Source organism: Flavobacterium sp., assembly GCF_050696275.1.
Taxonomy (GTDB): domain Bacteria; phylum Bacteroidota; class Bacteroidia; order Flavobacteriales; family Flavobacteriaceae; genus Flavobacterium.
Genome location: NZ_JBOGUT010000006.1, coordinates 1 through 19,693 on the forward strand (window position 1 = coordinate 1; position 19,693 = coordinate 19,693).

The window sequence follows — 19,693 nt, forward strand, 5'->3', positions numbered from 1 at the left end:
ATATATTAATTTAGAAAAAATCGTTTTTGGTCCAGACCTACAAGTGTTCAAATCTTGCAGGCCTGCATAAACAACTAACAAACCAAAAATTTTAGAATCGATAATCTATTTTGAGTAAAACATAACGTGGTAATAATCTGAATTCAGTAGCATAAACCGAAACATCGCTTACATAATATTCACTAAATGTTTTAGTATTAAATAAATTTTTACCTGAAAGTGTAAACGAAAGTTTATTGTCTTTGACGGTATATTTTGATTCTAGGTCTAAGAAATAGTACCTGTTATTGTCTTTGTCCAAGTTTCCAAAAAAATAACGCTCGGATTCTATGTTGATATTAAATTTTTTATTAAAATCAAAAATTAAATCTAAGAAGCTAATATTTGTAGTGTTCTTATTGACAATTGTTGTTTTTGTTTCACTGGTTTTCCATTTGCATCCAATATGATAATTAAACATTCCCCTAAAAGCAGAGCGTAACTCGAAAGCATAGTTAAAATTGTTGGTGTTTACTTCACGCTCCTGATTGTTGACTCTATTTTTAAAGTTTGAATTGGCGTACACAAAATTCAATTTAAAATTGGATGTAATAACTTTTATGAAATAATTTCCATCAATAGTGGCACTCAGTAAATCTTGATTTTTAATAATTGCTCTTTCTGTTAGTGAATAGTTGGGTGATATTATACTATTGGTAGTATAAAAATCATGGTTTTTAGTATAAATAAAAGAGGCATTTGCAAAAAATTTGGTTCCCCAATTTCCTAATCCATAATTTAGGAGAATTGAACTGGCTTGTAATTGATTAACTGTATTCGTTCCTTTATCAAAACTACGATATCCAGTGAGTACATAACTGTTATAGATGTCCAAGATACCTGCATTTGTTTTATTATAAGAATAAACAGAAAAAAATCTATTACTTTTATCAATTTCTATGTTAAACCCAATCTTTGGGTTGACAAAAAAAGGAGCTTGCTTGTCATTTCTTCCCACATCGGTATATTTATTAAATAATTGGTGTGCTTCGATTTCTCCAGTCAAAGTATATTTCCCTCTTTTAAATGAATATTTGGTATTTAGATAGGCATCTGTACTGATATACTTTCCTTCATTTTGATACCCTTCCGGTACTATTGTATTTGTATTATTTTCCTCAAGCATTAATTGTGTGTTTAAAATATCCTGTCGATATTTTAAACCTGTTCGCAACTCCATTAGACTACCATTGCTGTTCCGGCTTAAGAGATTGGCATCAATCGCGCTAAATTGCATTTTATTTTCACTTTGTTGCATTACTTTCTCTGTATTCACTTGAGCAGGAAACAACTCGGGAAATAAAAGCGAATTTATGGCATAAGTTTGTGGGGTTTTCTCGTTGATATATCGTCCGACTAAAATCAGAACTTTCTTCTCGTTAACCTTGTTGGTAAATACTACTTTTTGGTCTATTAATTGATTTTGTTCATCTAGCTTTTCGTTGGTAGCTGTTGTATTGAAGATTAATTGCGACATCCCATTTTCACGTCCATTATTATATTTACTTGTAAATTCAAGCATTTTATTTTTAGACAGATCATAATTCAAGTCAATTTTCCCAAAACCTATGATTTTCTTTTTGGTTAATGTAAGATTGTTAGTATTTGTGAATGATGTCTCATTTATTTTGTAGGATTGATATTCATTAAGGAAAAAGTCATTTTCATCCCAATTGAAAAATCCTAAAGTTTTCATTTTTAGTTTCGTCGAAAGTGTATGAATTGCATTCAAAGAAATCATTTCAGCATTGTTAAAATTTGTTCGTTCCTCTTTGAGTGATGGAGTTAGCACGTTAAGGCTAAGTAAGCTATTAACTTGCTGGTCATCTCCAAGAGTTCCTATATCGTCCATGCGAAAAGGCCTGATGAGTTGGTTAATATCCCCTGTAGCATTTGCTCCTGTATTGTTTATATTGGCAATAACATAATACTTGGCTTTTTTGCCAAAAGACATGAGATTGGTTCTGGTTTCATAACGGTTTTCAGAAATCAAACCATAACCCGCTTCTATATTGCCAAACCACTGCATTTTTAAATCTTTTTTTAATTTTAAGTTCAAAGCGATTTTGTTACTATTTTCTATACCTTTCAAAAACCGGTTATTAGAGTATTTTTTATAGATTTCTACTTTATCAATAGTGTTGGCATTCATGTTTTTAGTGAGTAATTTATACCCTCTTTCAAAAAAATCATCGCCTTCCACCATCACTTTTTCTACTTCCTGATTGCCAATTCTTATAGTTCCATCATCAGACACGTTCACCCCAGGCAAATTTTTAAGCAAATCTTCTACCACATTTTCGTTACCCTTAGAAAATGCATTGACATTCATAATAATGGTATCTTGCTTGATTATTATAGCTCTTTCTTTTTGAACAATAACTTCATTAAGTGCTACTACTGCATCGACAAGACTTGCATTTTGAGTATAACTTTTATTATTTTCTAAGATAATTGGAAAAGTAGCCGTTTTAAAAGACAGCGCACTGAAACTGAGATTATAACTTCCTATCTTATTAATTTTTAAATGGTAATTTCCATCTTTATCAGTTGTGGTAAAAGCCACAATTGCATTACTGTCCATAGGTTTGAGATAAATATTGGCAAAAGGGATAGGATTTTCAGCATTGTCTTTGATTTCTCCAGAAATAAGAGATTGTGCACTGACAGAAAAACCAAATAATACAATTATAAAAGAAAAGAAATGGGATTGTTTCATTTTAGAATTTTAAAGAAACGATTAAAAAATAAATTATTCAATGCGTTAGTAATAACAATCATCACAGAATTATAAGCAAAACACATAATTCTTTTTTATTCAATTTCAATACCTTTACTAAGAATAGGTTCTGAAACTTTAATTTTCACTTTATTTTCTTTGCTAAAGGAGCTTTCAATTATCCTTGCTCTTTCTTCTAAGTCTTTTTTTTGCTTAGCCAATTTTTCAGTTACTTTTTTTTGTGCTTCTTCTCTCGAAATAAGCGTTTTATTAGGATCAATTCCATTGATGTTTTTTGAAAATGGCATGTTTATTTTTTTCACCGACATATAAACTTCTTTTTTCGAATCGTATATTTCAACGATTAGTCCCGGTAAACCATTAAATTTCCAAGGACCAAAAACAACAGGAATACTATTGGCGTACCAAGCTGTATAATCTCTACCTCTAAAAGAGCAAATGGCTTTCGAGCATTGAAAATTTCCAATAACTTTTTGTTCATCAATTAATTCCCAATTTTGTAGATTATTATCTTCAAAAATGACTTCGCCATATGCAATTTCGTATAAAACATTTTTTGCAGGATTAATAAAAATAGAACTTGTTGTAGTATCTGCTTTTTTAATCATTATTTTAGACACATTCTCAACATTTTTAATTTCAGATATTTTATCAGAAGTTTCTTTGTTTTTAAAATCAAATCTTGAAAACATATTATTAAAATAGAGATAAGCTTCAGGATTTTGAAACGATCCATTAATATTAGTAATCATTTCATACTCAACTTTGGCCGTTGAAACAAAGTCTTGGGAAAAAGAGTGAACTCCACAAAAAAGTAAAAAAAACACTTTGTTTATTTTCATAATTATAATTTTTTAATAAGCCCCAACCTAAATACGGTTAGGGCTTTTGTATTATTAACCTTGCGCCATTAACAAAAGATTAGCACGTAATTTTTTACCGGCCGCAACTGCGTCTGCACACGAAGTAGTAACTGATCCGGAAACTGAAGTTGCAACTTCTGCTTGTGCTACACCAGGAACCCCACCACTCACAGTAACCGTAACGGTCATTGTGATAGTCACCGTACAAGCCTCTTCAAGCAATACGCTGTCAACACTTTCAATAATTTGATTTGTGTAGTTTTTAAAATCATTTAATGAATTGAAAGCATAAACTGTTTTAGCATCTTTTGTTTGAATCGTAATCGATGCCGATTCTGTTTTAACTTCTTTTGGATCTGTAGAATGGTTTGCAACATTATTAGCTGAACCAGCAAAAGAAAACATAACGATAGCCACTAGGCCAAATAAAAAGTTTTTCATAATTTTGTATAATAATTTAATTAATTGCAGTCTTACTTATGTCGTCGAAAACATTTTTGGTAAGGCTGCTTTTTTGTCAGATTTACTCTTAATTACTATTTACATAATCCAACTTAAAAAGTAAACAGTATATCTTTTTGGTTTCTTTGGGAAAAAGACTACTCCCGCAATTACTAGCTAGATAATGTTTTTAACATTTAATTGAAATATCGTATATATTTCCTAAAATGATTTTATCACAAGTTTTTATTTTGTATGATTTTTTATCATTTTTACAAAGCAAAGAAAGGAAGTGAATTTGAATTACACAAATGAAGGTCGCTAGGATTTATTAATTCCGACCAGTGATTTATTAATTCAAGGTTTAAGTTTTGTAATAAAAGCCTTATTTTTCTTAAGTTTGAATTAGTTTTAGTAATTCAAAAAAATATACGCAATAACTACTCCGAAATAACAAATTATACTCCTTATGAAATTCTTTTACTTGTTTCTTCTCTTATTTGGTTCCACAATACATGGACAGATTAAACCCAATGAACTTACTAAATTACCTTTTGAGGAATTAAAAAAACGTTTTTTCGACAATGAGAATGATAAATCGAAGCAAAAAATATATGCAAACGCTTTTTTAAATAAGGCAAAAACGGAAGTAGATAATAAACAAATCATTCGAGGATACTATTATCATTCATTAATTTACAAAGGAGATAAAGCAATAATGTATTTAGATAGCGTAATTAAATATTCTATTAATACAGGTGATCCAAGCTTTCCTAATTCTGCTTATTGTGAAAAGGCAGCCATTTTAGAAAGGCAATCTAAATTTAAGGAAGCATTAAATAATTATCTGTTAGCAGAAGAGTATGCTATAAAGCACAACAGGGTTGATGATTATTATAGGGCTAGATTTTTTATAGCTATTTCAAAATCCGAAAACTTGGGAGAAATTACAGAGGCATTACAGATTTACAAAGAAATTTTTAATCATTACAGAAAGACTGATATAAGGGATCCGAAATATTCTGCAATTTATCAAAACACAATATTTGGCATAGCTGATTCGTATAAGGCATTAAAAAAAACTGATTCGTCTTCTTATTATAACAAATTGGGTTATAATGAAGCACAAATTACGAAGAATGAACAGATGCTTTATATGTTTACATTAAATGAAGGAGCCAATCAGGTAGTAAATGAAAATTATCAGCAAGCACTTGATAGTGTAAACAAAGCTTTGCCAATGATAAAAAAATACAATGACATACCTAATATAATGGCTTTGTATTATTATTTAGGTAAAATTAATGAAGGGGTAGGAAATGAAAATCTTGCTCTAAAAAATTATAAAAAAGTAGATTCGATGTATATCAAAAATAAAATAATATATCCTGAATTAGTAGGAGGTTATCATTTTTTGATTTCATATTATAAAAGTAAAGGGGATAAAGAAAAACAGTTAGAATACTTAACAAAATACATTAGTATTGATAGCAGTTTTCAGCAAAGCCACAATAAAATGTACAAGTTATTAGTGAAGCAGTACGATATACCTCATTTATTCAAAGAAAAAGAAATTTTGATAAAGTCTCTAAAAAAAGACCAATCCTATTACATAATTGGAATCTTGCTTTTAATAGTATTGGTTGTTGGACTATTCTATTATCAATATAGAATGAAGAAAATTTACAAGGAAAGATTTGATAAAATTGTATCGAATAACAAAAAAATAATCGATAACAGCATTAATCAAGAAATCGAATCTAGTGAAGTGAAATTTCAATTAAATGAGAAAGCAATCAAAGTAAAAGAAACAACAATTTCTGATGATGTAGAAGCCCGAATTTTGAAAAACCTATTGTTGTTTGAGAATAAAAAAGAATATCTTAAAACTGGAATAACATTACAGTCTTTATCTAAAAACTGTAAAACAAATACAGTTTATTTATCTAAAGTAATTAATACTCATAAAAATAAAAAATTTAGTGATTACATTAATGATTTAAGAATTGACGAATGTGTGTTGCAGTTACAGCAAAATAACCAACTTATAAAATATACCATTGAAGCAATCTCGATTGAGTTTGGCTTTAATAATGAAGATACTTTTTCGTTGGCATTTCAAAAAAGAATGAAATTAAAGCCTAGTTTTTTCATTCAGGAATTAAAAAAAATGGAATAGCACAAGATACTGATTATCAATGTTTTAAACATAAATAAAAACCTTGAATTAATAAATTCAGGGAACCATAATTCTCACTTGTAATCTTTTACGTAATAAAATAATTATTTTTGACTTAATAATAAAAATCTGAAACTATGAAAAAAATTAAAAAAACTAAATTTAATTTAGAAAAATTTGAAATTGCTAAATTACGTAATTTGAAAACTATTAGGGGAGGTGATGGACAGGATCCTGATAAACCAACTATCGAAATAACTATTTTATTAGGTGGATCAACAAATCGCTGTGCTGATTAATATTAAACCTTAATGACTAATAAAAGAAATGTGAGATAAAAATGAGCCTTTTTACATTTCATTTTTTGCATTTTCTTTTAAATAAACAATATAAATGAAACGTAATATTTTTTTTCTAATAACATCTCTTTTATTTGGCATTAATTCTGAATCCCAAACAAACGGAGACAGTAAAACAAATGATGATAACTTAAAAAACTGGTATAAAAAAGATTTTCAAGATGATAAAGTCTTAGGAATATCTTTAGGTAAATTTTATGCAACTCAGAAAACTACCAAAAATCAAAAAAAAATAATAGTTGCCGTCATAGACAGTCAAGTTGATCTACAGCAAGAGGATTTAAAAGGAGCGTTTTGGATTAACAAAAAAGAAATTCCTGACAACAAAATTGATGATGACCATAATGGGTATGTTGATGATATTAATGGCTGGAGTTTTGTAGGAACTAAAAGTGGAGGGTATATGGTGTATGAGAACTATGAATATGTTCGATATATTAGAGAATGGGATGCTAAATTTAAAAATAAAACTAAATCAGATATACCGAGTGATGAAATTGCTAATTATGAGGAGTATCAAAGGGCAATAAAACAATATGAGGCGAAAAGTAAATTTTATAAAAACTGGCAAAAATCTATGATCTTTAACATTGAAGTATACCCTATTGTTAAAGATACATTAAAATATTTTTTTCCTAAAGAAGATTATACTGTTAAACAATTAGATAGCATGTATAAAAAGTACAAGATCAATGATAAAACTTTTAAGCAAAGAAGGGATAGTAATGATCGTGATTTAGGAGCATTAATTGACTACATGATTGGTAATATTGAAGTAAATGAAATAACATTAGAAGATCTGAAAGAAAGGAATAGGCAATTAGATTCGGTTATTAGTAGAAATCTTAATATTAATTTCGAAGAGCGTAAATTAATTGGTGATAATCCCGCAATTCTTGAAAAAGGATATGGAAATAACAAGGTAAGTTCAACGATTCCCGGAGTTACATCAACAAAAGATCATTCAACAAAAGTTACGGGTATTATTGCTTCAAGGAGAGATAATCAAATTGGAACACAAGGTTTTTCAGATAATATTACAATACTGCCATTGCACATTTCTGCTTCCGGAGACGAACATGACAAAGATATTGCCATGGCCATACGTTACTCGGTAGATAATGGTGCTAAAGTAATCAATATGTCTATTGGTAAAGAATTTTCTCTTCATAAAGATTGGGTTAATGATGCTTACAAATATGCAGAACAGCATAATGTATTGTTGGTTCACGCATCGGGTAACGATGGCATGGATGTAGATGTGAACCCTTATTATCCAAGTGACTACAATTATGATAACAAAGGAGAAGTATGTAATAATTTTATTAACGTAGGTTCAATATCTAATAAAGATGGTGAATTGATTGTATCGCAATTCTCAAATTATGGTAAAAAGAATGTAGACTTGTTTGCCCCTGGAGAATACATATATACAACAATCCCGGACAATGAATATGAATTTGATTCGGGAACTTCGTTAGCTGCTCCTATGGTTTCGGGTACAGCTGCTTTAATATGGTCATACTATCCAAAGCTAACCGTTCAACAGGTAAAACAAATTATTTTAGAGTCAGGAACTCCGTATGATAATGAGGTTTATATCCCAGCAGGGAAGGGTAAAAAAATATTATTCAAAGAATTATCAAAAACGGGGCGAATACTCAACGTATATAATGCGATGCAAATGGCAAAAACAGTGAGCAAATAAAAATGAGCCTATTTGCTATTCGTTCATTTCCTCAATATGTTTTAAGGACGCCATCATTTTTGGTGTCAGATTATTTGGATTTACTCGATAATTATAATTTAGAAAAAGCAGTAGCCTATCTTGGGGAGCCTTTCTTTAATGAAGCTATTCGGTTGGCTTCCCCTGATTTGCTTGAGCTTTTTAATCAGTTGAAAAATAGTCCTGAAACATTATCTCAAGAAAAAAAAGAAGGCTTAGAGATTACTTTGCTTAAATACATTTCAAGAATTTCATCCCGTTGTACCCCTTTTGGTTTGTTTGCCGGTTGCACAGTGGGTAAATTTTCATCAGAAACCAATGTTGTTGTAAAATCACATCATCAATTTAAGCGATTTACACAATTTGACATGCATTTTTGGATTGGCTTTTTGCAGAAGAATGAAAAGCAAAAAGAGTACATTCATTCCTTGAAATATTTCCCAAACAATTCTATTTATTCTTTTGGTGATTTTTTCCGTTATGTCGAATATAAATATCGAGAAGGCAAACGGGAACACATCATTTCTGCTATACGAAAATCATTGGTCTTAGAGCAATTAATAGGACAGCTTCAAAAAGGGTGTACTGTACATGAAATGATCGAGATGATTGTTAGTGATGAATCTGAAAAAGAGGAAGCCTTGGAATTTATATACCAACTTATCGATTTTCAGTTTTTAGTGAGTGAACTTGAAGCAGGTGTAACTGGAGACGATGAAGTTGAAAGAGTTTTAAATATTATCGAGAAGATTCCAGATTCTGAGGAAAAGCAAATTTTGTTAAAAGATTTTCGAAATGAATTTAAGAGTATTGACCAATCATTATTTGATACCGAAACCTATTATCAAAACATAAAAAAAGGCATTGAAAAATTAGCTTTTGAATACGAACCAAAATATCTGTTTCAAACAGATTTAACCATTACGACATCTGTAAATGAACTCAATAGCCAAGTTTATCAAAAAATAATTGAAGCATTAACTTTTTTAAATGGTATTCAAAAACACTATAAATCTCAAAACCTGATAGATTTTATGAATGTTTTTTCTCAAAGATACGAAACTAGAGAAATGCCATTAGCTACCGTTTTAGATACTGAAATTGGAATTGGCTATCTTCAATACAATAAAAACAATGATTCACATTCGATACTGGATAGATTTCCTTTTCAATCCGGAAGTGAAAAAAACGAGAAGGAAATTTGGACTGAAATCGATTTTGTCTTAGAACGAAAATTGCAAGATGCTATCAATGACAATCAAAATGAAATCATTTTGTCAGAGAAAGATTTTTCAAATTTCGATTCCAACTTTGATTATACACCTCCTACATTTTCGGTAATTACTGAAATTACAGAACAAGAGGGAAAAGAAATAATCGCAATCAATCTCTCTGGCAATACAAGTGGCTCAAAACTATTGGGGAGATTTTGTAATGGGAATGAAGAAATTCATCATTTAACCAGGGAAATTATTGATAAAGAAACAGAGTATCATAAGAATAAAATTGTTGCAGAAATTGTTCATATACCCGAATCAAGAACGGGAAATGTGATAAGAAGACCTACATTAAGAAAGTATGAAATTCCGTATTTAGCTAATTCAAGTGTGTCAAAAGATTATCAAATTGATATAAATGATTTAACGGTTTCAATTGATAGGAACACCATTATTTTAAAATCAAAGAAGCATAATAAAGAGGTCATTCCTTTTTTGTCGAATGCTCACAATTATTCTGTCAATTCATTACCTATTTATCATTTTTTATGCGACTTGCAGTTTCAAGACACGAAGCCTATTTATGGATTTAAGTGGGGTGTTTTAGAACAACATTATCAGTTTTTTCCAAGAGTTAAATACAAAGAGATTATTCTATCAAAAGCAAAATGGATTGTTTCAGATAGTGAAATAAAAAGGATAGTAAAAGATAAAAGTCAGATAACTACCGTTTTTGGTAATTGGAAAAAAAATAAAAACATACCAAGGTTTGTAAATTGGGTAGATTATGACAATACTCTTTTGCTTGATTTGGATCAGGAAATTTGTATCAAAATGCTTTTAAATTCTGTAAAAAAATTTACAAAAATAATTTTAGAAGAATTTTTATTTACTGAAAATTCAGTAGTCAAAAATGAAAAAGGAGAAAACTTTACCAATCAGTTTGTTATGTCATTTTATAAAAAAGCTTCTGTATGAAAAGGAATTATTGTACAGGAAGTGAATGGTTGTATTATAAAGTTTACACAGGTGTGCAGATCGCAGATACTATTTTAATTGAAAAATTATATCCCATCATAGAAGAACTAAAATCGAAGGATATTATTGAAAAATGGTTTTTTATCCGTTATAAAGATACTGACGAACATTTACGACTTCGTTTTTACAGTTCAAAAAATGAAAACATTTTACAAATAATTTCAAAATTGTCTCCTATTTTAGACGAGTTAATGCGACAAGATATTATTTGGAAAGTACAATTAGACACCTATCAAAGAGAAATAGAAAGATACGGTGAAAAAACGATGGAAGCCTCAGAAAGTTTATTTTGTTATGATAGCGAAATGATTTTAAATTATATTTTATTAAAGCCTTATTTTATAAAAGATGACACCCAGCTGTTATTTAGTTTTCTTTCCATAGATAGTTTTTTAAATTCTTTTTCTTTGACTATCGAGGAAAAATTGGAATTATTAAATAATCTTCAATTATCTTTTAAAAAAGAATTTAATGCAGATAAATTTTTAAAGAAGGGATTTGATAAACATTATAGAACATTATCGGATGAAATTCATTCTTTTTTAAATTATAAAATGAAAGATGACTTTTCTGAATTATACGAAATCATCAGTATGAAAGAAAAATCAGCATCTGAAATTATACCAGAAATTAAATCCGAGTTGGAAATCTCATTGCATTCTTTTTTAAGCAGTCATATACACATGATGATCAACAGACAGTTTACTTCTAAACAAAGACAGTATGAATGTGTAATTTATGATCATTTATATCGGCATTATAAGAAAATAGAGTATGCTTTTTAAATATTCTTCAAATTATAATTTGATTTAAAAACATTTTATTCATTGAATTTACAAAAAATAAAAAAAGCCCTCATTTCTGAGGGCTTTTTTGTTGGTCTACTAGGACTCGAACCTAGAAAGACTGCACCAAAAACAGTTGTGTTACCATTACACCATAGACCAATAATTCGTTATTGCGAGTGCAAATTTACTACAAATTTTAATTCTCGCAAGTTTTTAGCAGAAAAAAATTAAAAATTTATTTTAACCTTTTCTTTAAACAAAAAAATGGTTTCTTTGTATTGTAAAACATAAACCAAAAAATTTATATGTCTTTCAACTTTAATAAATGGAATACTGTCCTGGGATGGATAACTTTTCTTATCGCTCTTACGGTTTATTCTCTTACTGTAGAACCTACCATGAGTTTTTGGGATTGCGGAGAATATATTGCAACAGCTGCAAAACTTGAAGTTGGACATCCACCGGGTGCTCCTTTATACCAGATGATTGGTGCATTTTTTGCAATGTTTGCAACAAACAAAGAACATATTGCACTGATGGTCAATATGATGTCCGTTTTTTCAAGCGCTTTTACCATATTATTTATGTTTTGGTCCTCAACTCTTTTGTTGAGAAAAATCATTATTTCCTATACCGAACTCAATAAAAACAACGCAATTGCAATTTTAGGAAGTGCTTTTGTAGGTTCTTTGGCTTTTACTTTTTCAGACAGTTTTTGGTTTAATGCTGTTGAAGCTGAAGTATATGCCATGGCAACATTACTCATCGCTTTGCTTTTTTGGCTTGGGTTACGCTGGGAAGCCGATATGAATACTCCTCGCGGAAACAAATGGCTATTGATTATCTCATTGGTAGTAGGCCTTTCGTTCGGTGTTCACTTTATGGCATTACTGACAATTCCGTCAATCGGTTTTTTATATTACTTTAAAAATTACAAGAACATTACAATTAAAGGCTTTATCATAGCCAACATAGTAGTAGTTGCTGTTTTGCTTTTTATCTTCAAATTATTATTACCATGGACTATGACTTTCTTTGGTGCTACCGAAGTATTTATGGTAAACAGTCTGGGATTGCCTTTCGATTCAGGAACCATTTTTGTAACAATTCTATTGATTGCTTTCTTTTATTTCGGCTTGAAATATACACGAGAAAAAGGAAAAGTACTTTATAACACATTGATCCTTTGCGTATTATTCATCTTTATCGGTTTTTCTACCTGGATGATGCTGCCAATTCGTGCTAATGCGAAAACCCCTATAAACGAAAACAATCCGTCAGATGCCCGAGAAGTTTTAGCGTATTACAATCGTGAGCAATATGGTGAACAAAAATTATTTTACGGACCTCAGTTCTCAGATGCTTATGCCGGTCTGGATGAAAACAACCCGTATGTTGATGAAAAACCGAACTACGAGCGTGATTATAAAAAAAGAGAGTATGTGATTGTAAACAATTACAAAAATGCCGGACAAAATACGGATGACAAGCAAAAAGCGATTCTGCCTCGTATGTGGAGTACGGAGCATGCTGCAAATTATATGAAATTCACCAATGTCCTTGATTTCAGAGTTAAGGCCGAGTATGCCGAAGAACAGGAATTACTGCAAATTGTCTCTGAGTTCAGAGCAGCGTATCAATCCGGAAAATTAGATGTTGAAGATTATGAAAAATTTCTTAAATCTTATGGAAACTATCTCGATGTTGAAAAACCAACAGCGCTAGACAATTTTACCTTTATGTTTCAGTACCAGTTCGGATATATGTACTGGAGATATCTGATGTGGAATTTTACCGGAAGACAAAACGACAACCAGGGAGAATACGACTTAAAAGACGGAAACTGGATAAGCGGAATTAATTTTATCGATGAATTACGATTACCTTCACAGAAAAACCTTCCTGCCGACTGGAAAAACAACAAAGGAAGAAACACGTATTTCTTCTTACCTTTTATCATTGGACTAATCGGATTCTTTTTCCATGCCAAAAAAGACATCAAAAGTTTTTATGTTGTACTTGCCTTATTTTTATTTACAGGAATTGCACTTAAAATCTATCTAAATGAAAGGCCTTTTGAACCAAGAGAGCGAGATTATGCCCTTGTTGGGTCGTTCTATGTGTTTGCCATCTGGATTGGAATAGGAGTTTATGCAATTTACGATTTCATAAAAGCCTACATCACTCCAAAAATAGCAGCGCCAATTGCTATAACTGCGTGTCTTTTCGCCGCCCCAATCTTAATGGCTGTCCAAAACTGGGATGACCACGATCGTTCAGGAAAATATACTGCAACTTCAGGAGCCAGAGCGTATCTTGATTCTTGTGAGAAGAATGCTATTTTATTTACCATTGGAGATAACGACACTTTTCCTTTATGGTATTTACAGGAAATTGAAGGCTACAGAACTGACGTTCGAATAGTAAACACCAGCCTTTTAATGACTGATTGGTATATTGATCAAATGAAAGCGAAAGCTTATGATTCTGACCCTGTACCTATTTCATTTTCACATAAAGATTATGTTGCGGGAACTCGTGATTATTTGATTTTTGACAAAACAACTGAAGACAGACTTGATGTAAATAAATTTTTCGATTTTGTTTCAAGTGATGATCCAAGAACTTTAATCGAAATGAAAAACGGACAGAGCATTCATTTTTATCCTTCAAATAAAATCCGAATTCCTGTTGATAAAAATTCAGTACTAAAAAACAAAGTAGTCAATCCAAAATACCAAGACTCCATAGTTCCTTATATTGACGTTGATATAAAAGGCGATGCTTTATATAAAAACAGGCTGATGATGCTTGATATCGTAAGAAATAATAATTGGAAAAGACCTGTTTATTTTTCTCCGGGTGCATTCGCGGACGAAGATTATATCTGGATGAAAGACTATCTGCAACTCGACGGAATGGTTTACAGGCTGATCCCAATAAAAACACCGCTTCCTAAAGATGCTTATGGTTTTGACATGGGCAAAATCGATTCGGATATAATGTATAAAAATGCCATGAAATGGACTTGGGGTAACGGAGACAGTAAAGACATTTACCACGACCCTCAAACGCGTAAGGATTGTATCTCCTACAGAACTAACCTAACCCGATTAATGAATCAGTTAATCGAAGAAGGTAAAAATGATAAAGCCAAAAAAATAATCGAATTGGCATTAACCAAAATGCCTTTGGATTATTATGACTTCTATAGTATGGTTGATCCTTTTGCTGATGGTTATTATAAACTCGGAGAGAAAGAAAAAGCACGTCAATTACTAAAACAATTAGCGGCAAAATACCAAGATAATTTAAGGTATTTCAGCGGAATAGACCCTGTAGACCAAAACGATATGGGAGTTGATATTTTCACAAGCATTGAAAGATACCGTGGTTTACTTCACATCATGAAAGACAATAAGGACGATGCTTTCTATAACGAGCAAAAAGCCATATTCAACAGCTACAACAAACGTTTTGAGCGTTTTGGAGCTGAGATGGAATAAAAAAACAGATAAGACAAAAATTTTAATTGGGCTTTCAGAGTTTTACTTTGAAAGCCTTATTTTTACAAAATGGATTTCTATTGGATAAAAACACCTCGTTTCGTCAAGCGATTATTTAGTAATCAGACTTGGGACATTCCCAATACTGAAAAAAAAATTTACCTCACTTTTGACGATGGACCAACACCTGAAATCACCGAATGGGTTTTAGAAGTTCTTAAAGAAAGTGACATTAAAGCTACTTTCTTCTGCATTGGCAGCAATATTGAAAAACACCCCGAAATATTCGAAAAAGTAACCCAAAAAGGTCACGCCATAGGAAATCATACTTTCAACCATCTGCAAGGTTGGAAAACAACGAAAAACGACTATCTGAAGAATGTTAGATTGTGTGAACAAGAGATTAATTCGAAGATAAAAACCGGAAACAGTAAATTATTTCGTCCACCTTATGGCAAAATAAAACCCTCGCAATCTCAAGAATTGCTAAAAGCAGGTTATAAAATAATTATGTGGGATGTTCTTACCGCTGATTTTGACCAAAATATTTCACCCGAAAAATGCTTGGAAAATGCAACTCAAAAAGCAACTTCAGGAAGCATTATTGTTTTTCACGACAGTGTGAAAGCCTTTAAAAATACTCAATATGCTTTACCTAAAACAATTAAAATCCTAAAAGAAAAAGGATTTATTTTTGATGTAATATACTAGATTTGCTCCTGAACTAAGCCGATAATTGTATTCGCATCTAATTCGCCGGATTGACGCCACATCATTTGACCTTCTTTATAAATCATTAATGTTGGTAATCCTTTTATCCGAAGTGCTTCAGCTAATTCCTGATTTTTATCTACATCAATCTTAATCACTTTGGCTTTATCTCCCAATGCAGCTGCAACATCTTTTATTACCGGATGCATAGACTGTGACGACTCATTCCAATCGGTGTAAAAATCGATTAAAACCGGCACTTGGGTATTTATAAGTTCTCCAAATTTTGACATAGTGTAATATTTTATTAAACTTTGTTATACAAATATAGTGTTTTTACCAAATTATGCTAATTTTTGTCCTTTTTTTAAACGTATTACCGTTATTTCAGGCATAATCCCAACACGCCCCGGATAAGCATGAAAACCAAAACCTCTGTTTACATAGATATACCTGCCCATTTCTTCGTACAAGCCTGCCCATTGTTTGTACATATATTGCGCCAGACTCCATTTAAAATAACCCGGAATTTCTATACCAAACTGCATTCCATGCGTGTGACCACTAAGAGTTAACTGAACATTCTTATCATGGTTTTTCACAATTTCTTCCCAATGACTTGGATCATGGCTCATTAAAATTTTAAAATCCTTTGTCGAAACTCCTTCTGAAGCCTCGTCCAAATTTCCTATCTGTCCAAAATGTTTCCCCCAGTTTTCAACTCCGATCAAAGCAATTTCATCAGTACCTTTTTTAATTTTCACGTGTTCGTTCAGCATCAGCTTAAAATCAATCTGACGGTGCAAATCTTTTATTTCTTCAAAATTTTTAGCTTTTTCTTCTTCCGAATTCCATTCCAGATAAGCTCCATAATCGTGATTTCCAAGAATTGAAAACTTACCAAACTGCGGTTTCTTCAATCTGTTAAAAACTTCAATCCAAGGATGCATTTCATCCGCTTTAGCATTGACAATATCACCTGTAAACAATAAAATATCTGAAACTTGTTCGTTAATCAAATCGACAGCATGAATTATTTTTTCAGAATTATCGAAACTCCCACTATGAATGTCTGAAATTTGTGTAATAGTAAATCCATCGAAAGCATCAGGCAAATCAGGAAAAAAAACATCTTGCTTAAAAACTTTAAAATTATATTTCCCTTTTGTCACTCCGTAAATCAAAGACAAAAAGGGCACAGCCGCCAAGCCTAGCGCTACCTGACTCACAAATTTCCTTCTGTTTGGCAGAAAGGTTTCGCGATTATCGTATTCAATAAAATAATTGGCTGATCCGGCAAAAAACCTAACAATATCTTCTCCTAAGAGCACTACAGTAATAATAATTTTTGGTAAGTAAACTAACAAAAATAGCCCCATTGTAAATAATGTTTTTTGGGTTTGTCCTATATGACGATCAAATTGAAAAACAGAATACGCAATATAAGTTACAATTAAAACACTGACTACTAGGTATGTATTTAAAATCCATTTTGTTTTGACAATTGCTCTAAAAGCCTGAAAAGCATAGAATTCAATCAACAAAAGGACTCCTACTAAAATAAGAATTCGTAAAATCATTATATTAAAAATTTTAAGCAAAATAACGAATATTAGCCTTGGGAATTTCTTATTTATTAAAAATTTAACTCTGATACAATTAAAAAAGCCGGCAAAATTTTGCCGGCCCCAAAAAACCATTCCTCAATCTCCCTCAATAAATTAAGTAAATGCCAACTTAATTATTTTTTAGCTTTTGTTTCATCCGCTTTTGCTTCAGTTTTTTCAGTTTTGTGGTGCATTTTGTTTTTTTTCATTTTGACTTCTTTTGCAGGAACTTTTTTTACAGGTTCAGTTTGAGCATTTACCATAGCAGTTGTTCCTAAGGTTAAAACGGCTAACATCAATAATTTTTTCATGATTTCTACTATTTAAATTGTTATTTGTTATTAATTATATGTCAAAATTAGAACCCGAAAATGAAGTTTAGATGAAGATTTACCGCTATAAATCAATTTAACTTTTATTTATGTTTCGAAACACTTGGGAACAGCAAACTGAAAGAACTTCCTTTGTTTATTTCAGAAGCAACTTCGATTTCAATATGATGCAATTGTGCAATACTTTTAGCGATAGCTAACCCTAACCCCTGCCCTTCCTGATTGAAATTCAACCTGGTAAAACGATTAAATAACTGTGTAACCTGATTTTGTGACATCCCAAATCCGCTATCCGAAATAACAACCGCATAATGCTCATTAATGATTGTGTCTGAAAATACCAGGTTTCCGTTTGTATTGTTATATTTTATTGCATTACCGATCAAATTAAAAAACATAACGTGCAATAATGTCTTATTTCCTTTTATAACAACTGATTCTTTGATATCAAATCGTACCTGAATATTTTTATCATTGATCCGATCTTCAAACTCTTCGATTAATTCCTTTACTAATTCATTGATACTGATTGTTTCATCAACATGGTATTGATTGTTCTCAACTTTGGAAATCAGTAATAAATTATTGATGATTTTTTTTAAAACATCCAGTGTTTTTAAAGAGCTTACTACTTTATCTATTGCCTGATCATCAAGGCTTTTATTTTGGATTAAATTTTCGAACCTGTTTTTGAGCAACGCAATAGGTGTCAGTAGTTCATGGGAAACATTCGCAATAAATTGTTTTTCTTTATTAAAAACGTCCTGGATCCTGACCATCATTGAATTTAGACCTTCGTCGAGTTCTTTAAACTCATTGGAATGGGTTTCAACCGGCTTAAAATCGAAAGAGTCCGGATTATCAATATGCTTTATTTTTGCCTTTATAATTTTATTGAAAGGTTTGAGCAAATATTCTGTAAAGACGGTTTCGGAAAAAAAAGTGACCAAAATTGATGCTATTAAAATGATAAAAATAAAAACTCTGATAACATAAATCAGGTCTTTAATTTCACTCAGGTCATTGCCTATTTCAAGTCTGTAATTGCTGTTTTCATATGTAAAATCAAAGTACAATATCCGGAAATCATTTTCTTCTTCTTCGATTACCCTGGATTCATTTCTATAAAAAGATTTAGGATTACCCAACTTACCCTTAACCTGATATAATTGCAGAAATTCACTGTGTAAAGTAGAAAAACTGGCGTAAGTTTCGGCTGTGTCTTTTCGGATTAAAAAATCATTTATTTCTTCTTTATCCAAATGCTGGACAAATTTTTGTTTTTTCTCCAAAAGGCTTTTATCAATATGCGAGAACACCACCTTTTGAACCAACAGCGGAAGCAAAAACCATAAAATCAAAACGATAATGAGTTTGTTTATAACACTGAAAACAGCCAATTGGTGTTTGATTTTCATAACTCTAAATTAATTCGATAGCCCACGTTTCTTACCGTTTCAAACCAATCCAGCTTAGTATGTTTGTCTAATTTCTTACGCAAATTGCGAACATGCACATCAATAAAGTTAGAATCCGAATTAACTTCCAGAATGTCGCCCCAAACATGCTCCGTAAGTTGCAATCTGGTAATTACCCGATTTTTATTCAATGCCAAATACTGAAAAATGTCAAATTCTTTTTTTGTCAGGCTAATAGCGACAGAACCGTAGCTCACTTTGTAATCCTGCAATTGAATCGTAAATCCGTTAATTTCTAATTCATTTACCGAAAATCCGTGAATTCTCCTGATAACAGCATACAAGCGGGCTCCCAATTCAGTCAGGGCAAACGGTTTCGTAAGATAATCATCGGCACCAAGCTGAAGACCGTCAATTTTATCATTCAATTCTCCACGGGCCGTAATTACAATAACCGCAATTTTGGATTTTGCTTTTCTGACTGCCTTCAAAACATCAAAACCACTTCCATCCGGAAGCCCTAAATCCAAAAGCATGGCATCATAACTATTACTGTGCAATTCTTCCAAAGCAATCTCACAAGCACTCACCCATTTACAAACGTAACCTGTATCAGAAAGATAATCTGTTAATTCAGAGGCTAATTCCTGATGATCTTCGACGATAAGAATGTTCATATTTTATTTTTATTTTCCAAAAAACACACTCAAAGTAACAAAGAATGATTTC

15 protein-coding genes and 1 tRNA gene are annotated in these 19,693 nt (G+C 31.3%); 7 read left to right on the plus strand and 9 right to left on the minus strand.

From position 1 onward, the window contains the following. Positions 1–91: 91 nt before the first annotated feature. The 3 genes from ACRDEC_RS04835 to ACRDEC_RS04845 all read right to left on the minus strand — a co-directional run bounded on the left by ACRDEC_RS04835 (position 92) and on the right by ACRDEC_RS04845 (position 4,083). Positions 92–2,758 (minus strand): carboxypeptidase-like regulatory domain-containing protein, encoded by a 2,667-nt coding sequence (locus ACRDEC_RS04835; RefSeq protein ID WP_431497199.1) that lies wholly within the window; start codon positions 2,756–2,758, stop codon positions 92–94. Between the two features lie 95 nt (positions 2,759–2,853). Further along, the gene (locus ACRDEC_RS04840; protein WP_431497200.1) at positions 2,854–3,621 is read right to left on the minus strand and encodes a GLPGLI family protein; all 768 of its coding nucleotides are present in this window, start codon (positions 3,619–3,621) and stop codon (positions 2,854–2,856) included. A 54-nt stretch (positions 3,622–3,675) separates the two neighbouring features. Beyond that, positions 3,676–4,083 (minus strand): hypothetical protein, encoded by a 408-nt coding sequence (locus ACRDEC_RS04845; protein ID WP_431497201.1) that lies wholly within the window; start codon positions 4,081–4,083, stop codon positions 3,676–3,678. Between the two features lie 469 nt (positions 4,084–4,552). Here ACRDEC_RS04845 and ACRDEC_RS04850 point away from each other — a divergent pair, with 469 nt between their 5' ends. From ACRDEC_RS04850 to ACRDEC_RS04870, 5 genes are all read left to right on the plus strand, one after another. Then, the gene (locus ACRDEC_RS04850; RefSeq protein ID WP_431497202.1) at positions 4,553–6,262 is read left to right on the plus strand and encodes a hypothetical protein; all 1,710 of its coding nucleotides are present in this window, start codon (positions 4,553–4,555) and stop codon (positions 6,260–6,262) included. Between the two features lie 137 nt (positions 6,263–6,399). Further along, positions 6,400–6,561, plus strand: coding sequence for a hypothetical protein (locus ACRDEC_RS04855; RefSeq protein WP_431497203.1), 162 nt, complete (start codon positions 6,400–6,402; stop codon positions 6,559–6,561). Positions 6,562–6,655: 94 nt separating this feature from the next. After that, complete coding sequence (locus ACRDEC_RS04860) at positions 6,656–8,329, plus strand: S8 family peptidase (protein WP_431497204.1); 1,674 nt, start codon at positions 6,656–6,658, stop codon at positions 8,327–8,329. Between the two features lie 2 nt (positions 8,330–8,331). Then, a complete protein-coding gene (locus tag ACRDEC_RS04865) occupies positions 8,332–10,542 on the plus strand; it encodes a lantibiotic dehydratase family protein (RefSeq protein WP_431497205.1) in 2,211 nt (736 codons plus the stop codon). Beyond that, positions 10,539–11,387, plus strand: coding sequence for a thiopeptide-type bacteriocin biosynthesis protein (locus ACRDEC_RS04870; protein ID WP_431497206.1), 849 nt, complete (start codon positions 10,539–10,541; stop codon positions 11,385–11,387). The genes ACRDEC_RS04865 and ACRDEC_RS04870 overlap by 4 nt, the downstream gene beginning before the upstream one ends. A 91-nt stretch (positions 11,388–11,478) precedes the next feature. Here the strand turns inward: ACRDEC_RS04870 and ACRDEC_RS04875 are convergent. Further along, positions 11,479–11,549: transfer RNA gene (locus tag ACRDEC_RS04875), tRNA-Gln, on the minus strand. Between the two features lie 146 nt (positions 11,550–11,695). On the opposite strand from ACRDEC_RS04875, the gene ACRDEC_RS04880 reads away from it, so the two are divergent. Next, complete coding sequence (locus ACRDEC_RS04880; protein WP_431497207.1) at positions 11,696–14,896, plus strand: DUF2723 domain-containing protein; 3,201 nt, start codon at positions 11,696–11,698, stop codon at positions 14,894–14,896. Between the two features lie 69 nt (positions 14,897–14,965). Then, positions 14,966–15,607 (plus strand): polysaccharide deacetylase family protein, encoded by a 642-nt coding sequence (locus ACRDEC_RS04885; RefSeq protein ID WP_431497208.1) that lies wholly within the window; start codon positions 14,966–14,968, stop codon positions 15,605–15,607. On the opposite strand, the gene ACRDEC_RS04890 is transcribed toward ACRDEC_RS04885, so the two are convergent. The 5 genes from ACRDEC_RS04890 to ACRDEC_RS04910 all read right to left on the minus strand — a co-directional run bounded on the left by ACRDEC_RS04890 (position 15,604) and on the right by ACRDEC_RS04910 (position 19,641). Next, the gene (locus tag ACRDEC_RS04890; protein WP_431497209.1) at positions 15,604–15,900 is read right to left on the minus strand and encodes a thioredoxin family protein; all 297 of its coding nucleotides are present in this window, start codon (positions 15,898–15,900) and stop codon (positions 15,604–15,606) included. The genes ACRDEC_RS04885 and ACRDEC_RS04890 overlap by 4 nt on opposite strands. Positions 15,901–15,951: 51 nt before the next feature. Next, a complete protein-coding gene (locus tag ACRDEC_RS04895; RefSeq protein ID WP_431497210.1) occupies positions 15,952–17,187 on the minus strand; it encodes a metallophosphoesterase in 1,236 nt (411 codons plus the stop codon). Between the two features lie 161 nt (positions 17,188–17,348). Next, complete coding sequence (locus tag ACRDEC_RS04900; RefSeq protein WP_431497211.1) at positions 17,349–17,525, minus strand: hypothetical protein; 177 nt, start codon at positions 17,523–17,525, stop codon at positions 17,349–17,351. 104 nt (positions 17,526–17,629) lie between these two features. After that, the gene (locus tag ACRDEC_RS04905) at positions 17,630–18,964 is read right to left on the minus strand and encodes a sensor histidine kinase (RefSeq protein WP_431497212.1); all 1,335 of its coding nucleotides are present in this window, start codon (positions 18,962–18,964) and stop codon (positions 17,630–17,632) included. Further along, positions 18,961–19,641, minus strand: coding sequence for a response regulator transcription factor (locus ACRDEC_RS04910; RefSeq protein WP_431497213.1), 681 nt, complete (start codon positions 19,639–19,641; stop codon positions 18,961–18,963). Before ACRDEC_RS04910 ends, ACRDEC_RS04905 begins: the two co-directional genes overlap by 4 nt. Positions 19,642–19,693: the final 52 nt, after the last annotated feature.